The organism is Chromobacterium sp. FG89 (assembly GCF_057808735.1).
In genome coordinates, this window is the sequence record NZ_JBMDIQ010000026.1 from 17,545 (window position 1) to 33,482 (window position 15,938).

Consider the following 15,938-nt stretch of genomic DNA (forward strand, 5'->3'; position numbering starts at 1 on the left):
CTAGATGGCGATGGCCCGGACATGGTTGAGCAAGGCTCGGACCACGCTGTAAACCGTGAGGGCAGAGGTTTTCGGATTGCCGGGCAGCGCTTGGCCTTGCAGGCTGAGACTGAGCTCGCCGAAGCCGCCGCGGGCGTCTATGCAATGCTGGTTGCCGTGGGCGGCCGGGTCGGCGTAGAGCCGGACCTGCACCCGGTCCAGGCCCAGGCTGGCCAGCGCCACGGTGGCGGCGACGTTGGCGTTCTTGGGAAAACGCCGCGCCGCTTCCCGCGCGCTGCCGGAGAAGATCAATTGTGCCTGGCTCAGGGCCGCCAGATCCCAATCCCGTTCCGCCGGCGTGCCGCGCCAGGCCAGCGGCGGCTTGCGGCCGGTGTAGCTCACCTGTTCCAGCTCCCCCAGACGAGCGGCGGCCAGCGCGTCGATGGCGCCGACGGCGCCGGAGAGCAGGCGCGCTTGCGCGCCGCCGCGCCGGGCCGCCTGTTCCAGCCGTTCCGCCAAGCCGTCTTCGGTCAGCGCGCCGGCGGAGACGATCAGGCAGTCGATGCCGCGCTCCAGCGCCGGCAGCACGTGTTGGGCGACGGCGGCGTGGCCGGCGCATTCCACCAGCAGATCCGGCGCGGGCGCGTCCGGGTCCAGCGCGCGCCGCGGCCTTGCCTGCGGGGCGAGGCGGGCCAGGGTGTCGCGGACGCGGGCGTCGTCCGGCGCGGGCACTAGCACCTGGCCGACGCGCAGGGCCGGCTCCGCCGCGATCCCTTCCAGCACGCCGGCGCCGACGGCGCCGCAGCCCACCAGGGCGATGTCCAGCACGGGTTTGGGAGGAGAGCGGTCCATGGGCTCAGTCCTGTTGCTTGGTGGGCGGGCCGGCGAAGACGCTTTTGAAGCGGCCTATCGCCAGCATGTCGATTTCCAGCAGGAAGGGGCCGCTGTGCTCCAGCGCCGCGGTCAGCGCCTGATCCAGCTCCTCCAGCCGGCTGACCTTGCGGTGCGGCAGCCGCAGCGAGGCGCACAGCTGGGCGTAGTCCGGGGTGTGCAGGTCCACATAGCAGCGGCGGCCGCCGTAGTGGGCGTCCTGGATGTTCTTGATCACGCCGTAGCCCTGGTCGTTCATCAGAATCATCACCAGATCCGCCTGCTCCTGAACCGCGGTGGCCAGCTCGCCCAGATTGAGGATGAAGCCGCCGTCGCCGGCCAGGCCCAGGGTTTTGCGGCCGCTGCCGTAGGCGGCCGCGCCGATGGCGGCGCCTATGCTCATCGCCAGCCCCTGGCCGATGCCGCCGCCCAGCGCGTGGACGCCGGCGGTGGCGGAGAACAGCCGCAGCTGGCGGTTGCCCCAGGTGCTGTTGGAGACGGTGACGTCGCGCACCCAGTTGAAGTCGCGGCCGATGCGGGCTTGCAAGGTTTCCACCAGGCGGCGATAGGGGCCCAGCCCGTCCAGCAGCGCGTCCACGGCGGCCTGGCGCGCGCGCCACAGATCGGCGGGCAGGGCCGGGTCCACGCGCATCCGGCCTTCCAGCCGGTTAGCCAGCCCGTCCAGCGCCAACGCGGCGTCGCCGCAGACGAAGACGTCGTCGACGTAGCCGCGGCCTTCCGCCGCGGGGTCCGCGTCGATGCGGTACAAGGGGCGCGGCAGTTTGAGCTGGTATTTCAGGGTTTCATTGCCGCGCAGGCGGGAGCCGACCACCAGCATGGCGTCGCAGCTTTGATAGAGGGCCTCCACCGGCGGGTGCAGGTTGTAAGCGCCCAGGCTGCGTTCATCGTCTTCCGGCACGATGCCGCGCCCCTGGGTGCTGCTGACCACGCCAAAACCCAGGCGCAGCAAGCGCTGAGCCGCGTCGGCCGCGCCGCGCGCGCCGCCGCCCAGCCACAGCAGCGGCCGGCGCGCCGCGGCCAGCCGGTCCGCCAGCGCGTCGAGTGCGGCCTCGGACGGGACGGCGATCAAGGGCGGCAGCGGTGCGAGATCGGCCGGCAGCGGGATGCGCTCGGCCTGGATGTCGATGGGGATTTCTATGCTGACCGGTCCGCAGGGCGCGCTCAGCGCGGCGCGCGCCGCCTGTTTGAACACGCCGACCGCGGTTTGCGCGTTGCGCACGCGGAAGGCGGCCTTGGACACGGCGCGCAGCATGCCGAGCTGCTCGGGCGCTTCATGGATGTAGGCCAGCTCCTGGTCCAGATAGGGCGTTTCGATCTGGCCGGTGATGTGCAGCAGCGGCGTGCCGGCGGTCAGCGCCTCCACCATGCCGCCGGCGGCGTTGCCGGCGGCGGTGCCGGTGCTGGTCAGGCAGACGCCCAGCCGCCCGGTGGTGCGGGCGCAGGCGTCGGCCATATTGGCGGCGCCGGCCTCTCCGCGCGCCGGCACGAAACGGATGCGGCCGCGTTGGTTCAGCGCGTCGAGTATGGGCATATTGTGGATGGAGATCACCCCGAAGGCGGCTTTGACGCCGCAGTTTTCGAGGAAGATCGCCAGCGCTTCGCCGACGGTGACAGTGTGTTTATCGGGCATGACGCGACAGGCCTCCAGAGATGTCGAGATGGCTTCCCGTGGTGTAGGAAGAGAGCGGGGATGCGAGGAAGAACACGGCTTGGGCGGCCTCTTGCGGCAGGCCCAGCCGGCCGAGCGGAATCTGTTTGCGCGCGGCGAGCGCGGCGCTCCATTGGTCCCAGTCTTGTGTTGGGTCCTCGCGCTCGGCGAAGCGCCGCCGCCATTGTCCGGAGTCGACCAGGCCGATCAGGATGCCGTTGACGCGCACGCCGCGCGGGGCGAACTCGGTGGCCAGCGAGCGAACCAGATTGAGCACGCCGGCGCGGGCGGCGGAGGTGGCGACCATATGCGGTTCCGGCTGCAGGGCCAGCAGGGAGTTGACGCAGACGATGGCGGCCGGCGCGCGGCGCTCCAGCTGCGGCAGGAAGCCGCGGGTGGGATGGATCACCGACAGGAATTTCAGCCGCAGCTCGTCCAGCCAGTCTTCATCGCTGGTGTCGGCGAAGGTGGACACGCGGCCCTGGCCGGCGTTGTTGACCAGGATGGACGCCGGGCCCAGCTCGGCCTCCGTTTCCGCGGCGAAGGCGTTGACCGCTTCGCGGTCGAGCACGTCGCAGGCGCGGGCCAGCAGCCGGGCGGCGGGGAAGCGTTGCCGCAGCAGGGCTTCGGCCTGAGCCAGCCGGGCGGGATCGCGGCCGCAAAAAGCCACCGCGGCGCCGGCGGCGAGAAATTGTTCGACGCAGGCGAGGCCGATGCCGGAGGAGCCGCCGGTGACGACGGCGACGGACTGATCAAGATCGCAAAAGCTCATCGGAGGCTCCGTTCACAGGTGAATGACTTTGCCCATGCCGCCGCCGGCGTGGCCCAGCGCGCGGGACAGCTCGGCGGCGGCGGCGCGGACGTGGCCGGCCAGCGCATCGGCTTGGCCGGGCTCCAGCCTGGGCATGGGGAGGGTGGCGCCGATGGCGGCGATGATGGCGCCGCCGTGGTTGCGCACCGGGGCCGCCACGGTGGAGATATTGGTTTCGAAGAAGCCTTCGCCCACCAGGCAGGAGCGCTCCCGGTCTTGCTGCAGCAGGTGGAACAGCTCCAGCGTGTTGCGCGGGGTCTGGCTGGAGTGGATGTCCAGATGCTCTTCCGGATACAGCTCGCGCAGTTTCTCCAGCGGCAGCTCCGACAGCAGGATGCGGCCGAACACGGTGGCGTGAGCGGGCAGCCGGGCGCCGATATTGATGTTGGAGGCGATCCAGGACGGCGGGTTGACCTTGGCGACGTAGACGATGGAGCGTCCGTCGCGCACCACCAGGCTGCAGGCGTGGCCGATCCGGTCGCGCAGCCGGCCCAGCACCGGCAGGCCCAGTTCGGTCAGCTCCAGCGAGGACAGGTATTCGAAGCCCAGGCGCAGCACGGCGATGCCCAGCCGATAGTCGCGGCCGCCTTCCGCGCGTTCGATGAAGCCCAGCTGTTCCAGCGTGGCCAGCATGCGGAACACGGTGGAGCGCGGCAGCGCCAGCCGGCGCGCCAGCTCCGGCGCGCTCAGCGTGGGCTCGCCGCGGCTGAATTCGCCCAGCAGGCGCAGGCCGCGCTCCAGGGCCGGCACGGTATAGCGGGCGGCCGCGTCGTTGAGGTTCTGCTCATCCATGATGGGCTTCCTTGGTGTGGGGGTGGGACGGGGCGAGAGCGGCGCTGAGCAAGTCGGCGAGCGCCGCCGGCGCCTCCACGTGACAGGCGTGGCCGCAGCCGGGAATCAGATGGAAGGGCGCGTTGAAGGCGGCGGCGACGGCCTGGCAATCCGCCGGCGGCGTGGCCAGATCGCGCTCGCCGCAGAACACCGTTACCGGCAGCGGCGACGGCGCGTAGCGGGCGATGTCGTCGCCAGTCAGCAGTTCGACGGCTTGGCCGTAGCCGTCCTCCTTGAGTTGGGCCATATTCCAGCGCACCCAGGCGCGCGCGGCGGCGTCGGCGGAGGCGGAGAGCAGCCTGGCCGGCGCCTGGTCCGCCACTTGGGCCAGGCCCTGGGCGTGCAGCGCGCGCAGCCGTTCGCCGCGGATGCGCGCGCCGTCGGCGCGCCGATCGGCCGCGCCGTAGCCTTGGGCCGGCGAGACCAGCAGCAGCCGTTCCAGCCGCTGCGGATGCCGGCGCGCATGGGCGGCGGCCATCAGTCCGCCCAGGGAATGGCCGACCAGCGCGCAGCGGGTGACGCCGGCGGCTTTGAGAAAGCCTTCCAGCGCCTGCGCGTAGTCGTCGGCCTTGGGGCGGGCCTGCGGCAAGGGGCTGGTGTCGCCGTAGCCGGGGGCGTCCCAGGCCAGCACGCGGGCGCGGGGGGCTAGCGCGGCGGCCACCTCCATCCAGCTGGCCGAAGTGGAGCCTATGCCGTGCAGCAGCACGATGGTGGCGTCGCCGGCGCCGCATTCGCGGTAAGCGACGACGCGGTCGTTCACCTGGAGCCGGCGTTCCGGAAAACATTGGCGCAAGCGTCGGCGCAGTTTGAGGAGCAGGGTTTCATCGGCGTTAGCGGGCAGGTCCAGTGCGCTCATGGCGGTTTTCCTTCAGTGCATGACGAAACCGCCGTTGACCGCCAGCAATTGGCCGGTGACGAAGCGGGACAGGTCGGATAGACAGAACAGTACGGCGCCGCAGACGTCGTCCGGGGTTTGCGGCCGTTCCAGCGCGCGTTGCGCCACATAGTGGCGGTGGCGCTCGGCCGCCACCTGCTCGGTGGCCTCGCCCAGGGTCAGCCCGGGCGCGACGGCGTTGACAGTGATGCCGGCCGGCCCCAGTTCGCGGGCCAGGCTGCGGCTCATGGCGATGACCGCGCCCTTGCTGGCGGCGTAGGCCAGCAGCCGCGGCGCGCCCCACAAGGCGGTGTCGGAAGCGAGGTTGACCACCGCGCCGCGCCCGGACGCGCCCAGCGCCTGGGAGCAGGCCATGGTCATCAGCCAGACGCCGCGCACGTTCACCGCCATCACCCGGTCCCAGCACTCAATATCCAGCTCGGCGGCGGAGACGCCGCCGGAATCGGTGACCGCGCCGTTGTTGACCAGGCCGTCCAAGCCGCCCAGGCGCTGGACGGCGTCCTCGGCGCAGCGGCGGATGGCGTCCGGGTCGGCCAGATCCAGCGGCAGCGCCCAGGCTTGATGCCCGGCCGCGCGCAGTCGTTCGGCCTGGGCCTGCGCCTGTTCATGGCGCAGGTCCGCTATCGCCACCGCGGCGCCTTCGCGCGCCGCGCTCTCGGCGAAGGCGAGCCCCAGGCCGCGCGCGCCGCCGGTAATCAGAATGCGTCTGTCCTTGAGGTTGTCCGGCATGAAATCTCCTTGATAGGGTTGGCGTGGGCGCGAGGCCGTTTGCGGATTAGAAATGCCATTCCAGATTCAGACTGGGCGTATTGGTGTCGATGCCGGGACCGCCGCTGTTGCCGTAGGTGTTGCGGCGCAGCTCGTAACCCAGGCCAAGCCAGAGCGCGTTCTTGGCCTTGAAGGCCAGCAGGCCGATATCGGCCATCAGCGAGGGGCGGATCAGGTATTCGGCGGCGGTGTCCCGGTTCTGGTAATCCTTGCCCTTTTTGGCGTTGTAAAAGGCGTAACCCTGGAATTTCAGCGGCAGCCCGGCCCACTGGAAAGGCAGACCCCAGGCCAGTTCCAGGCGCGGAAAGGGATCGAAGGCGACGCTATTGCTGTTGCCCGCCTGGCGGCAGGGGTTCAGGCCGCATTCGCCCCATTCCCGCGCGTAGAGCAGGGCCAGATTGAGGTAGCCGGGCACGTCGAACTGCGCGGTGGGGCCGATGACCAGCATGCGTTTGGCCGGGGAAAAGGCGGAGTTCTTGGTTTCCACGTCGAAGCCGGCTTGCAGCGAGAAGTCGCGGATCGGGCCGAAGTCGGCGGTGCTGCCGCTGAGCTTTTTCCATTGCAGCTGATGGCGGTAGGCGAGATAGAACTCGGTGGCGCCGTTGTCCGCGCCGGAGCTGGACGGGTCGGCGCCGTTGGAGCGCAGGTAATCCAGCACGAAGAAATTGCTGCCTAAGCGATAGGCGGAACTGTGGTTGAGGGTGAGGATTTGTTTGCGGATGTCCCGGTTGTTGCCGGGCTCCTGATAGGCGTTGCCGAAGCGGTAGCCGATGAAGGTGTCGGACCAGTCCGCGGCGTAGGCGGGCGCGGACAGGGCCAGGCAGAGCGCGGCCAGCGTCCGGGGGCGTCGGATGCGGGACGGTCGAGTACAGGGCAAGCGGATAGGGGGCATTGCTGTTTCTCCTCATAAACCTGGTCGTCATTGAATGCGCCGGTTTTTATTTTTGTTCCACCTATAAAACAAGGATTTATTTGTGGAACATGATCGACTTTATGAGGTGAAAACCGAGCAAAATATTAGGGTTTTCCCTAATGTTTGGCCTGGGTTCGGCTTGCCTAGGCTATAGAAGATTTCATTAATGAAATCATGTTTCATAGACGGAACAAATGGGACGCCCAGCGCCGCGCCCTGCGTTCCGGTTTCGACATTCCAGCCTGCGAGCAGGCTGCCCGCCGTTGAAAGACCTCCATGAACAATGATCGTTTGAATGAATTGGTGCGGGAGGCTCTGCCTTCCTTGGCCAGGCCGGCCGGCAAGAGCTTTGCCGAGTGGATGGCGTCGCGTTGCGTGTTGCGCTCCACCCGCCGTTACGACTGGGACGCCTTGAAGTTTCAGGCGGATTTCAAGCCGGAGTACGGCCGCGCGCAGATGCGCTATGTCGGCACCGGCGCCACCGGGGTGGCCGCCGACGGCAATACCGTGCCGGCGGTGCACTTCACTTTTTCCACGATGAAGATTCCGCCCGGCCATATCGGCCCCCTGCATCTGCACACCGACGCGGAGGAGATCTTCTTTGTGTTGCAAGGCACGGTGAAGCTGTTTTGCGAATCTTTGGAAGGGGAGCGTTGGGAGGCGGTCGTCGGCCCGCGGGATCTGATCTCGATTCCGCCGGGGATCTACCGCGGCGAAGAGAATGTGGGCGACGACGACGCTTTGCTCTGTGTGATGGTGGGATCGCCGCGGCCGATGACGCCGACTTACCGGCCGGACGACCCCTTATCCAGGATCAAGCGCTGATGGCTTGTCGCTGACACGTTGCGCTCAAAACAAAAGCCGCCCGGCGCATGGCGCCGGGCGGCTTTTGGCACTGCGAAGCAAGAGGGCGCTTAGGCGCGCTTCTTGAATTCGTTGGTGCGGGTGTCGATTTCGATCTTTTCGCCGGTGTTGACGAAGGCCGGAACCTGAACTTCGAAGGTGGTGCCCACCAGGCGAGCCGGCTTCAGCACTTTGCCGGAGGTGTCGCCGCGCACGGCCGGTTCGGTGTATTCCACTTCGCGGATCACGGTGGTCGGCAGTTCAACCGAGATGGCTTTGCCGTCGTAGAAGGTCACTTGGCACACTTCTTCCATGCCGTCGACGATGAAGTTCAGCGTGTCGCCCAGGTTGTCGGCTTCCACTTCGTACTGGTTGAATTCGGTGTCCATGAACACGTACATCGGATCGGCGAAGTAGGAGTAGGTGCAGTCCTTGCGGTCCAGCACGATGACGTCGAACTTGTCGTCGGCGCGGTATACGGCTTCGCTGCCGGCGCCGGTCAACAGGTTCTTCATCTTCATTTTCACAACGGAGGCGTTGCGGCCGGATTTGCTGAATTCAGCCTTCTGCACGACCATCGGGTCGCTGCCTACCATGAATACGTTGCCGGCGCGGAGTTCTTGTGCGGTTTTCATTACTAAAAGTCCCAAACTCTTGATTGAAGTCGGAAAAAAAGGTTTCCGAAAAACGGCGTATTCTAGCCGATTTCCTGGACAAAGTGCAGCAGTCTGTCGCCCAGATCGCCGTCCGCCAGCAATTTTTCCGGCCAGGCGGCGGCATGCTCGCGCCAGGCGGGCAGCCAGGCGGCCAGTTCCGTCCACGCGGCGGCCATGTCGGCGCCGTGGTTCCAGGCATGGCTGGCGGCGCTCAGCGCCTGCGCCGCGCCGGCGGGCAGCGCCGCGCCGTACTGTGACAAAAAGGCATCAAGCTTGGCCAGATGGGCGGCGTCGTCCTGCGGGTAGATGTGCCACAGAAACGGCCGGCCGGCCCATTGCGCGCGCACGAAGCTGTCTTCGCCGCGCACCAGATTGAGGTCGCAGGACCACAGCAGCAGGTCGTAGCTGTCCTGGTCGGTCATCGGCAGCACCTTGACCGTCAGCTGGCCCTGGCGCGCCAGCATGCCGGCGCGCAAGGGGTAGCCGAAGACGCGGGCGGCGTCCGGCAGCGCCTTGCCTTCCGGCAGCAGGCAGGTGACCGGACGCTCGCCCAGCGCCCAGGCGGCCAGCAGGCTGGTGACCGCCGGGTTTTCATAGGCGAACAGGCTGACCCGCCACTCGTCCGCGGCCGGCTCGGGCAGTTCCAGCAACTGCCAGTAGGCGCGGCGGGCCAGCGCGTCGTCCTGCCATTGGCGGCGGACGTCGAGCAGGCCTTGCTCGCAGATCAGGCCGCCGGTGTCGGCCTCGAAGCCGGGGAAGAAGAAATGCTTGGTCAGCGGCAGCCGCGGATGCGGCGAGGGCTGGCGGTGGCAGCCGCGGGTCCAGTCTTCCGCCGACAGGTATTCCAGATTGATCCACACCGGCTTGACCGCCTTGGCGGCCATCGCCTGTTCAAAGTGCTCCGGCAGCCGGCAGCCGAAGGCCTCGATCACCACCTCGGCGGGCACGGTGTCCGCGGGCGGGCCCTCCGCCGGCCAGTGGCGGACGTCGATGTCGGCCAGACGCTGGGCTGGCAGGGCCGGGTCCAGATCGGGCGCAATGCGGGCGAAGCTGGCCAGGTCGTCCACCCATAGCCTCACCTCCAGGCCGAAGTCGTGGGCCAGCCGGCGCGCCAGCCGCCAGGCGACGCCGATGTCGCCGTAGTTGTCGACCACGGAGCAGAAAATATCCCAGTGTTTGCGTTCCATTGGCGGTGCCGCGCGTGAAAATGGCGGCAGCTTAGCACGCCGCCGCGGGTTCATGAAAAACCCCGCGCCGGAGCGCGGGGTGGCATAAAGATTAAGACGCCGCGGACAAAGGCCTGAGTTCGTAGCGTGGGCAAGTCCTTTGGGCTTGTCCACGCTACAACTAGATCAAAACGCGGTGATTGCTTTTAGAACTGGTTTACGATCTCGCGAGCTAAGGCGAGACAAGGCGAAAACGGCTGAGAAAGCGGAATGTACGCGTGGTACATGAGCATTTCGAAGCTGTTTTCAACGCCGTATCGCCGACGCGCAGCAGATCGTAAACAGGTGCTTAGAAAATGGACATCCACAGGCCGGCGGTGGTCGCGGTCATGAAACCCGCCATCACCGCGGCGGCCAGCGCGCGCATGCCGATCTGGGCCAATTCCTTCTGCCGCGACGGCGCCAGCGCGCCGATGCCGGCGACGCAGATACCCACCGAGCTGAAGTTGGAGAAGCTGGACAGCGCGAAGGTGGAGATCAGGATGGCTTGAGGCGACAGGGTGCCGGCGGCCTTCATCTTGGCCAGGTCCAGGTAAGAAATGAACTCGTTGACCACGATTTTCTGGCCCAGCAGGCTGCCCACTTCCAGGGTTTCGTGCCAACTCACGCCCATCATGAAGGCGAACACGCGGAAGGCCTGGCCAAACAGGTATTGCAGCGTCAGGCCGTCGAACACGCCGTTGGTGGAGGCCTTGATCATCTCGTTGACGCCCAGCGCCGCGCCGATGCCGTCCTTCACCACGAAGTTGGCCAGCGCGATCATGGAGACGATGGCCAGGATGATGGTGGCCACCGCGGCGGCCATCTTCATGCCGGACATCGCGCCGTTGACGATGGCGTTGATGAAGCTGCCCTGATCGTCGTCCTGGCTGTAGTCCAGCTTGTCGCTGGAGGCGTGGTCGCGGTCGGTTTCCGGGTAGATGATCTTGGCGAACACCGCGGCGGCCGGCGCGTTCATGAAGGAGGCCATCAGCAGATAGGTGGCGAACTTGGCTTGCTCCGCCGGATTGCTGCCGCCGAGGAAGGCGACGTAGGCGGCCAGCACGCCGCCGGCCAGCGTGGACATGCCGGCGATCATCACGCAAGCCAGCTCGGAGCGGCTCATGTGCTGGATGTAGGGGCGGATCAGCAGCGGGGCCTCGGTCTGGCCGAGGAAGATGTTGCCCGCTACGGTCAGGCTTTCCGGGCCGGACAGCTTCATGCTGCGCTTCATCACCCAGGCCATGCCGGCCACCACGCGTTGCAGGATGCCCAGATGGTAGAGCAGGGCGCTGAAGGCGGAGAAAAAGATGATGACCGGCAACACCATGAAGGCAAACAAAAAGCCCATGCTGCCGCTGGGTTTGGCCAGGTCGCCGAACACGAAGCTGGCGCCTTCGCCGGAGAAGGTCAGCACTTTGGCGAAGCCGGAGCCGAAGGCTTCGAACACCGCGCGCGCGGCGGGCACGTAGTTGATGACCAGGAACAGCGAGCTTTGCATGATCAGACCGATCAGCACGATGCGCCAATTGATGGCTTTGCGATTGGTGGACAGCGCATAGGCGGTGCCCAGCAGGAACAACATGCCGACGAGAGCTTGTAAGGTATTCACGAACAACCCTGAGATGATGGTGCGGAAGTTGACAAGCCGGCGCGCGGCGCCGGACAAGGCGGATCCAACGATTATTAGATGATGATTAGCTAATATTGCTCAAGGGGCGCGATTTTACAGCAAAAATCGGATAACGAAAGCGATTGCGACGCTTTGTCCTTGATTTTATTCGATTTGGGTGAAGATTGGTCCGGCGGCGGGACATGCGGGCGTGCCGAGTCGGAGCAAAAAAATCCCGGCGCGGGGGCGCGCCGGGAGGGGGGGCGAGCGCGGGGCTTCAGTCGCGCCGCGGCGTCTCGTCCTTGGCGTCCTTGGGCTTGTCGTCGTCCATCAGGATGCGGTGGGCCGGGCCTTCCATGTCGTCGAACTGGCCGTTGCGGGTGGCCCACCAGAAAATGCCGCCGATGACGAAGGCCAGCACCAGGCTGAGCGGGATGAGCAGATACAGGCTTTCCATCAGGGTCTCCGTTTGACCAGTCGGAGGGCGTTGCCGACTACGATGAGGGAGCTGGACGCCATGCCCAGGCTGGCGATCCACGGCGTGACATGGCCGGCGATGGCCAAGGGCAGCGCCACGATATTGTAAGCGGCGGCCCACCACAGGTTTTGACGAATCACAGACAAGGTCTTGCGCGACAGCTCGAAAGCGCTGGCGATCAGCCCCAGCCGGTCGCCTATCAGCACCATGTCGCCGCTGGCGCGCGCCACGTCGGTGCCGCCGCCCATGGCGATGGACACGTCGGCCTTGGCCAGCACCGGCGCGTCGTTGATGCCGTCGCCCACCATCAGCACGCGCTTGCCGGCGGCTTGCAGCCGGCCGACATAGGCCAGCTTATCCTCCGGCGCGGCGCGGGCGATGTGGGCGTCCATGTCCAGCTGGCGCGCCAGGCTGGCCACCGCGCCGGCGCCGTCGCCGCTGAGCAGGTGTACGCGCAGGCCGCACTGTTTCAGCTGGCGCAATAGCGGCGCCGCGTCGGCGCGCACCGCGTCGCCGATGGCGAACAGCGCCACCAGTTCGGTTTCGTCCGCCAGCGCGATCAAGGTCTTGTCGCCGTGCCAGTCGGCGGCCGGCAGCGGGCAGTCGCCCAATTGGGCGGCGATGAATTCCGGCGAGCCTATGCGCCAGGCGCGGCCATCCAGCTGGCCGGTCACGCCCTGGCCGGGATGGTTGCGCAGCGCGTCCGCCGCCTGGTACGGGCCGTCGCCGGCGGCGGCCAGCAAGGCGCGCGCCACCGGGTGTTCCGAACCCTGTTCCAGCGCCGCCGCCGTGGCCAGCGCCGCGGCCGCGTCGCGGCCGGGCGCGGTCCAGCTGTCCAGCAGCCGCATATCGCCATGGGTCAGGGTGCCGGTCTTGTCGAACACCACGTCGCTGATCTTGGGCAGGGTCTCCAGCGCGTGGCCGCGGGTGGTCAGCACGCCCAGCGCCGCCAGGTGGCCGGAGGCGGCGGTCAGGGCCGCCGGGGTGGCCAGCGACAGCGCGCAGGGACAGGAAATCACCAGCACCGCCACCATGATCCACAGCGCGCGGTCCGGCTCGATATAGTGCCAGCCGATATAAGTGCCGGCGGCGGCCAGCAGCAGCAGGGCGACGAACCAGCTGGCGAAGCGGTCGGCGATCACCGCCAGCCGCGGCTTCTCCGCCAGCGCCTGGTCCAGCAGCCGCACGATGCCGGCCAGCCGGGTGTCCTGACCGGTCTGGTCCACTCGCACCACCAGCGGGCTGGCGGCGTTGACGCTGCCGGCGATCACCGCGGAGCCGGCCTCCTTGCTCACCGGCCGGCTCTCGCCGGTCAGCAGCGCCTCGTTGCTGGCGCTGTGGCCGTCCAGCACCACGCCGTCGGCGGGAATGGTCTCGCCGGGCTTGATCAGAATCACGTCGCCGGGACGCAGCTGCGTCACCGTGGTTTCCTCGCTTTGACGGCTGGCGGGCCAGCCACTGAGGCGGTGGGCGAAGGCGGGGATCAGCTTGACCAGGCTTTCGGTGGCTTCGCCGGCCTTGCGCCGGGCGATGCCTTCCAGATAACGGCCGCCCAGCAGCAGGAACACGAACATGGACACCGAGTCGAAATAGACGCCGTGTTCCACCTTGTTGATCAAGGCCCAGAAGCTGGACAGGAAGGCGGTGAGAATGCCTATGGTCACCGGGGTGTCCATGCCCACGCGCCGGGTCTTGAGGTCGCGCCAGGTGGCGCGGTAGAAGGGCACGGCGGAGTAGAGCACCACCGGCAGCGTCAGGATGAAGCTGGACCAGTGCAGCAGCCACAGGAAGTCCGGCGAAATCTCGCCGTCCGGTGCCAGATAGATGGGCACCGCGTACATCATCACCTGCATCATGGACAGGCCGGCCGCCCACAGGCGGTTGATCGCCTGCTTGCGCTCTTTCTGGTTCAGCGCTTCCTGGCGTTCGGCGTCGTAGGGGTGGGCGCGGTAGCCGATGGCGCTGACCGCCTCCAGGATGGCGGACAACTGGACCCGGCTATTGTCCCAGCGCACGCGGGCGCGGTGATTGCTGTAATTGATGTCGACGCTGACGATGCCGGGCAGCTGGCGGATGTGCTGCTCGTTGAGCCAGACGCAGGCGGCGCAGGTGATGCCTTCCAGCATCAGCGAGGCCTCGCGCAGGTTTTCGGCCTCGAAGCGCACGAAGCTGCGCTGAAGCTCGTCGGAATCGTAGAGTTTGATCTGCTCCAGCAGTTCGAGCGGCACCGGCTCCGCCTGGCGCGCGCCCTCGGTGCGGTGCTGATAGTAATCGGACAGGCCGGACTGGATGATGGTGACGGCTACCGCCTGGCAGCCGGCGCAACAGGTGGGCTGATCGACTTCGCGGTATTTGACCGGGAACCGGACGTCGGGCGGCACCGGCAGGCCGCAGTGGAAGCAGTTTTCACTCATGATGGCCGATTGTAATCAATCCGGCCGCGTTTGGCTTGCGCTAGCGTGTTGGAATCAGCCGCGTCAGCCCCCATTTCCTGGGGGCGTCCGGTCCGGGCTTGGAGTCGTTTAAGCCGCGTGCAATTGAGCTTCCACGCCGCGCAAACTGAGCTGCTTGAGGATGCGGTTCAGGATCACGCCGTACATGGGCAGGAAGAACAGCAGGCAGATCAGCAGCTTGAAGCTGTAGTCCACCAGCGCGATCTCCACCCAGTTGGCGGCCATGAAGGGATCGCTGCTCTTGTAGAAGGCGATGAAGAAGAAGGCCAGCGTGTCGCTGATATTGCCGAACAACATGGCCGAGGCGGGGGCGATCCACCAGGTTTTCAGCTGGCGCAGGCGGTTGAACACCTGCACGTCCAGCACCTGGCCCAGCGCGTAGGCGGCGAAGCTGGCGACGGCGATGCGGGCGACGAATACATTGAAGCTGGCCAGGGCCGACGCGCCTTGCCAGGCGCCCTGGTAGAACAGGGTGGAGATCAGGTAGGAGATCGCCAGGGCCGGCAGCATCGCCGCGAAAATGATGCGGCGGGCCAGCGGCGCGCCGAATACGCGCACGGTCAGATCGGTGGCCAGGAAAATAAAGGGAAAGGTGAACGCGCCCCAGGTGGTGTGGAAGCCGAACACGGTGATGGGCAATTGCACCAGGTAGTTGCTGGACGCGATGATGGCGATGTGGAACAAGGACAGCCACAGCAGCGCGGACAGCCGCTGTTGGCGGGTAAAGCTAAACATGATGTCGGCCTTTTTATTGGATTGGGGTGAGGGAACCCAATGCAGATTCGGTTGACCCGGTCCGGCGAGGCTGGAACAGGGCAAGGGCGGAGATGATACGCGCCTGCGTCCGCCTTGGCAAAGGTATTTGACATTGCTAATCAGTCGCTTGAGAGCGAAAGGAGGGGGTATGTTGGCAGTTGTGCAGTCGGCTCCGGGCGGAGTCGACACCTTGCGTTTGGACGAGATCGCGCCGCCGGTTCGCGGCGCCGGCCAATTGCTGTTGCGAGTGATGGCGGCAGGCGTCAACCGCGCGGACCTGGCGCAACGCGCCGGGCAGTATCCGCCGCCGCCGGGCGCCAGCCCGATTCTGGGCCTGGAAGTGGCGGGCGTGGTGGAGGAGGCGGACGCGGATTCGCGTTTCCAGCCCGGCGATGCGGTGTTCGGCCTGATCGGCGGCGGAGCTTACGCCGAATACGCGCTGCTGGACGAGGCCTTGGCCATCGCCAAGCCGGACTGGCTGTCCTGGGTGGAGGCGGCCAGCCTGCCCGAGGCCTGGATGACGGCCTGGTTCAATCTGGTGGAAAAGGCCGGCTTGCAGGCCGGCGAGACCGTGCTGGTGCACGCCGGCGCCAGCGGCGTCGGCGCGGCGGCGATCCAGCTGGCCGGCCTGTTGGGCGCGGAGGCTTTCGCCAGCGCGGGCAGCGAGGAGAAGACCGGGTTCTGCCGCGAGCTGGGCGCGGCGCGGGTGTTCAACTACCGGCAAACGCCGGCCTTCGGTCCCATGGTCAAGGACTGGGGCGGCGTCGACGTGGTGCTGGACCCGGTGGGCGGGGCCTATCTGAACGACAATCTGTCGGCCTTGAAGCCGGATGGGCGATTGGTCAATATCAGCCTGCTTGGCGGCGCCAAGGCGGAGTTGAATCTGGGCGCGCTGCTGATGAAGCGCATCGCCTTGATCGGCTCCACGCTGCGGCCGCAGCCGCTGGAGGTGAAGGCGCGCTTGGCGCGGGCTTTGGAAACCCGGATCTTGCCGGCGCTGGAGCAGGGCAGGCTGCGCCTGACGCTGGATTCCAGCTACCCCTTGGCCCAGGTGGGCGACGCGCATGCCTATGTCGAGGCCAATCGCAATCTGGGCAAAGTGGTGTTGACGCTGTTTCCGGTGCTGGCTGGGTGACACCTTTAAAAAAGCGCGCCCAAATGGGCGCGCCGTTTTGTGTCAGCCATCGGCCGAGGTGGTT

General features: G+C 67.0%; 15 protein-coding genes. 2 read left to right on the forward strand and 13 right to left on the reverse strand.

What is annotated here, in order from left to right:
- From ACODRW_RS20470 to ACODRW_RS20500, 7 genes are read right to left on the reverse strand one after another with little or no spacing between them, the layout of a single operon-like run.
- Positions 1-831, reverse strand: a complete 831-nt coding sequence (locus ACODRW_RS20470) for an aspartate dehydrogenase (protein WP_488906572.1) — start codon at positions 829-831, stop codon at positions 1-3.
- Positions 832-835: 4 nt separating this feature from the next.
- A complete protein-coding gene (locus ACODRW_RS20475) occupies positions 836-2,500 on the reverse strand; it encodes a thiamine pyrophosphate-binding protein (protein WP_235089248.1) in 1,665 nt (554 codons plus the stop codon).
- Positions 2,490-3,290 carry an SDR family oxidoreductase gene (locus ACODRW_RS20480; protein WP_107799133.1) on the reverse strand — a complete coding sequence of 267 codons (801 nt, stop codon included), beginning with the start codon at positions 3,288-3,290 and terminating at the stop codon, positions 2,490-2,492. The genes ACODRW_RS20475 and ACODRW_RS20480 overlap by 11 nt, the downstream gene beginning before the upstream one ends.
- Positions 3,291-3,302: 12 nt before the next feature.
- The gene (locus tag ACODRW_RS20485) at positions 3,303-4,121 is read right to left on the reverse strand and encodes an IclR family transcriptional regulator (RefSeq protein ID WP_488906573.1); all 819 of its coding nucleotides are present in this window, start codon (positions 4,119-4,121) and stop codon (positions 3,303-3,305) included.
- Positions 4,114-5,016, reverse strand: coding sequence for an alpha/beta fold hydrolase (locus ACODRW_RS20490; RefSeq protein WP_253315402.1), 903 nt, complete (start codon positions 5,014-5,016; stop codon positions 4,114-4,116). The genes ACODRW_RS20485 and ACODRW_RS20490 overlap by 8 nt, the downstream gene beginning before the upstream one ends.
- Positions 5,017-5,028: 12 nt before the next feature.
- Positions 5,029-5,784 carry an SDR family oxidoreductase gene (locus ACODRW_RS20495; RefSeq protein WP_107799130.1) on the reverse strand — a complete coding sequence of 252 codons (756 nt, stop codon included), beginning with the start codon at positions 5,782-5,784 and terminating at the stop codon, positions 5,029-5,031.
- A gap of 46 nt (positions 5,785-5,830) precedes the next feature.
- A complete protein-coding gene (locus ACODRW_RS20500) occupies positions 5,831-6,715 on the reverse strand; it encodes a hypothetical protein (protein WP_199225854.1) in 885 nt (294 codons plus the stop codon).
- Positions 6,716-7,012: 297 nt separating this feature from the next.
- On the opposite strand from ACODRW_RS20500, the gene ACODRW_RS20505 reads away from it, so the two are divergent.
- On the forward strand, positions 7,013-7,561 hold the full coding sequence (locus tag ACODRW_RS20505) for a cupin domain-containing protein (RefSeq protein WP_107799129.1): 549 nt from the start codon (positions 7,013-7,015) through the stop codon (positions 7,559-7,561).
- 89 nt (positions 7,562-7,650) lie between these two features.
- On the opposite strand, the gene efp is transcribed toward ACODRW_RS20505, so the two are convergent.
- From efp to ACODRW_RS20535, 6 genes are all read right to left on the reverse strand, one after another.
- Entirely contained in the window at positions 7,651-8,214 is a 564-nt protein-coding gene (gene efp, locus ACODRW_RS20510; RefSeq protein ID WP_048411239.1) for an elongation factor P, read from the reverse strand.
- A gap of 62 nt (positions 8,215-8,276) precedes the next feature.
- Positions 8,277-9,422: an elongation factor P maturation arginine rhamnosyltransferase EarP gene (gene earP / locus ACODRW_RS20515; RefSeq protein WP_488906574.1), complete on the reverse strand. Its 1,146-nt coding sequence runs from the start codon at positions 9,420-9,422 to the stop codon at positions 8,277-8,279.
- 328 nt (positions 9,423-9,750) lie between these two features.
- A complete protein-coding gene (locus tag ACODRW_RS20520) occupies positions 9,751-11,052 on the reverse strand; it encodes a NupC/NupG family nucleoside CNT transporter (RefSeq protein WP_107801759.1) in 1,302 nt (433 codons plus the stop codon).
- Between the two features lie 277 nt (positions 11,053-11,329).
- A complete protein-coding gene (gene ccoS / locus ACODRW_RS20525; protein WP_019103031.1) occupies positions 11,330-11,509 on the reverse strand; it encodes a cbb3-type cytochrome oxidase assembly protein CcoS in 180 nt (59 codons plus the stop codon).
- The gene (locus tag ACODRW_RS20530) at positions 11,509-13,944 is read right to left on the reverse strand and encodes a heavy metal translocating P-type ATPase (RefSeq protein WP_488906575.1); all 2,436 of its coding nucleotides are present in this window, start codon (positions 13,942-13,944) and stop codon (positions 11,509-11,511) included. Before ACODRW_RS20530 ends, ccoS begins: the two co-directional genes overlap by 1 nt.
- Before the next feature lie 108 nt (positions 13,945-14,052).
- Positions 14,053-14,718, reverse strand: coding sequence for a 7-cyano-7-deazaguanine/7-aminomethyl-7-deazaguanine transporter (locus ACODRW_RS20535; RefSeq protein WP_107799126.1), 666 nt, complete (start codon positions 14,716-14,718; stop codon positions 14,053-14,055).
- Positions 14,719-14,887: 169 nt separating this feature from the next.
- Between ACODRW_RS20535 and ACODRW_RS20540 the strand changes: the two genes are divergently transcribed.
- A complete protein-coding gene (locus tag ACODRW_RS20540) occupies positions 14,888-15,874 on the forward strand; it encodes an NAD(P)H-quinone oxidoreductase (protein ID WP_488906576.1) in 987 nt (328 codons plus the stop codon).
- Positions 15,875-15,938 lie beyond the last annotated feature (64 nt).

Excerpts from the sequence above, each read along its gene's own strand:
- ACODRW_RS20470 (WP_488906572.1), bottom strand. The coding sequence starts at position 831 with ATGGACCGCTCTCCTCCCAAACCCGTGCTGGACATCGCCCTGGTGGGC.
- ACODRW_RS20475 (WP_235089248.1), bottom strand. The coding sequence starts at position 2,500 with ATGCCCGATAAACACACTGTCACCGTCGGCGAAGCGCTGGCGATCTTC.
- ACODRW_RS20480 (WP_107799133.1), bottom strand. The coding sequence starts at position 3,290 with ATGAGCTTTTGCGATCTTGATCAGTCCGTCGCCGTCGTCACCGGCGGC.
- ACODRW_RS20485 (WP_488906573.1), bottom strand. The coding sequence starts at position 4,121 with ATGGATGAGCAGAACCTCAACGACGCGGCCGCCCGCTATACCGTGCCG.
- ACODRW_RS20490 (WP_253315402.1), bottom strand. The coding sequence starts at position 5,016 with ATGAGCGCACTGGACCTGCCCGCTAACGCCGATGAAACCCTGCTCCTC.
- ACODRW_RS20495 (WP_107799130.1), bottom strand. The coding sequence starts at position 5,784 with ATGCCGGACAACCTCAAGGACAGACGCATTCTGATTACCGGCGGCGCG.
- ACODRW_RS20500 (WP_199225854.1), bottom strand. The coding sequence starts at position 6,715 with ATGCCCCCTATCCGCTTGCCCTGTACTCGACCGTCCCGCATCCGACGC.
- ACODRW_RS20505 (WP_107799129.1), top strand. The coding sequence starts at position 7,013 with ATGAACAATGATCGTTTGAATGAATTGGTGCGGGAGGCTCTGCCTTCC.
- efp (WP_048411239.1), bottom strand. The coding sequence starts at position 8,214 with ATGAAAACCGCACAAGAACTCCGCGCCGGCAACGTATTCATGGTAGGC.
- earP (WP_488906574.1), bottom strand. The coding sequence starts at position 9,422 with ATGGAACGCAAACACTGGGATATTTTCTGCTCCGTGGTCGACAACTAC.
- ccoS (WP_019103031.1), bottom strand. The coding sequence starts at position 11,509 with ATGGAAAGCCTGTATCTGCTCATCCCGCTCAGCCTGGTGCTGGCCTTC.
- ACODRW_RS20530 (WP_488906575.1), bottom strand. The coding sequence starts at position 13,944 with ATGAGTGAAAACTGCTTCCACTGCGGCCTGCCGGTGCCGCCCGACGTC.
- ACODRW_RS20535 (WP_107799126.1), bottom strand. The coding sequence starts at position 14,718 with ATGTTTAGCTTTACCCGCCAACAGCGGCTGTCCGCGCTGCTGTGGCTG.
- ACODRW_RS20540 (WP_488906576.1), top strand. The coding sequence starts at position 14,888 with ATGTTGGCAGTTGTGCAGTCGGCTCCGGGCGGAGTCGACACCTTGCGT.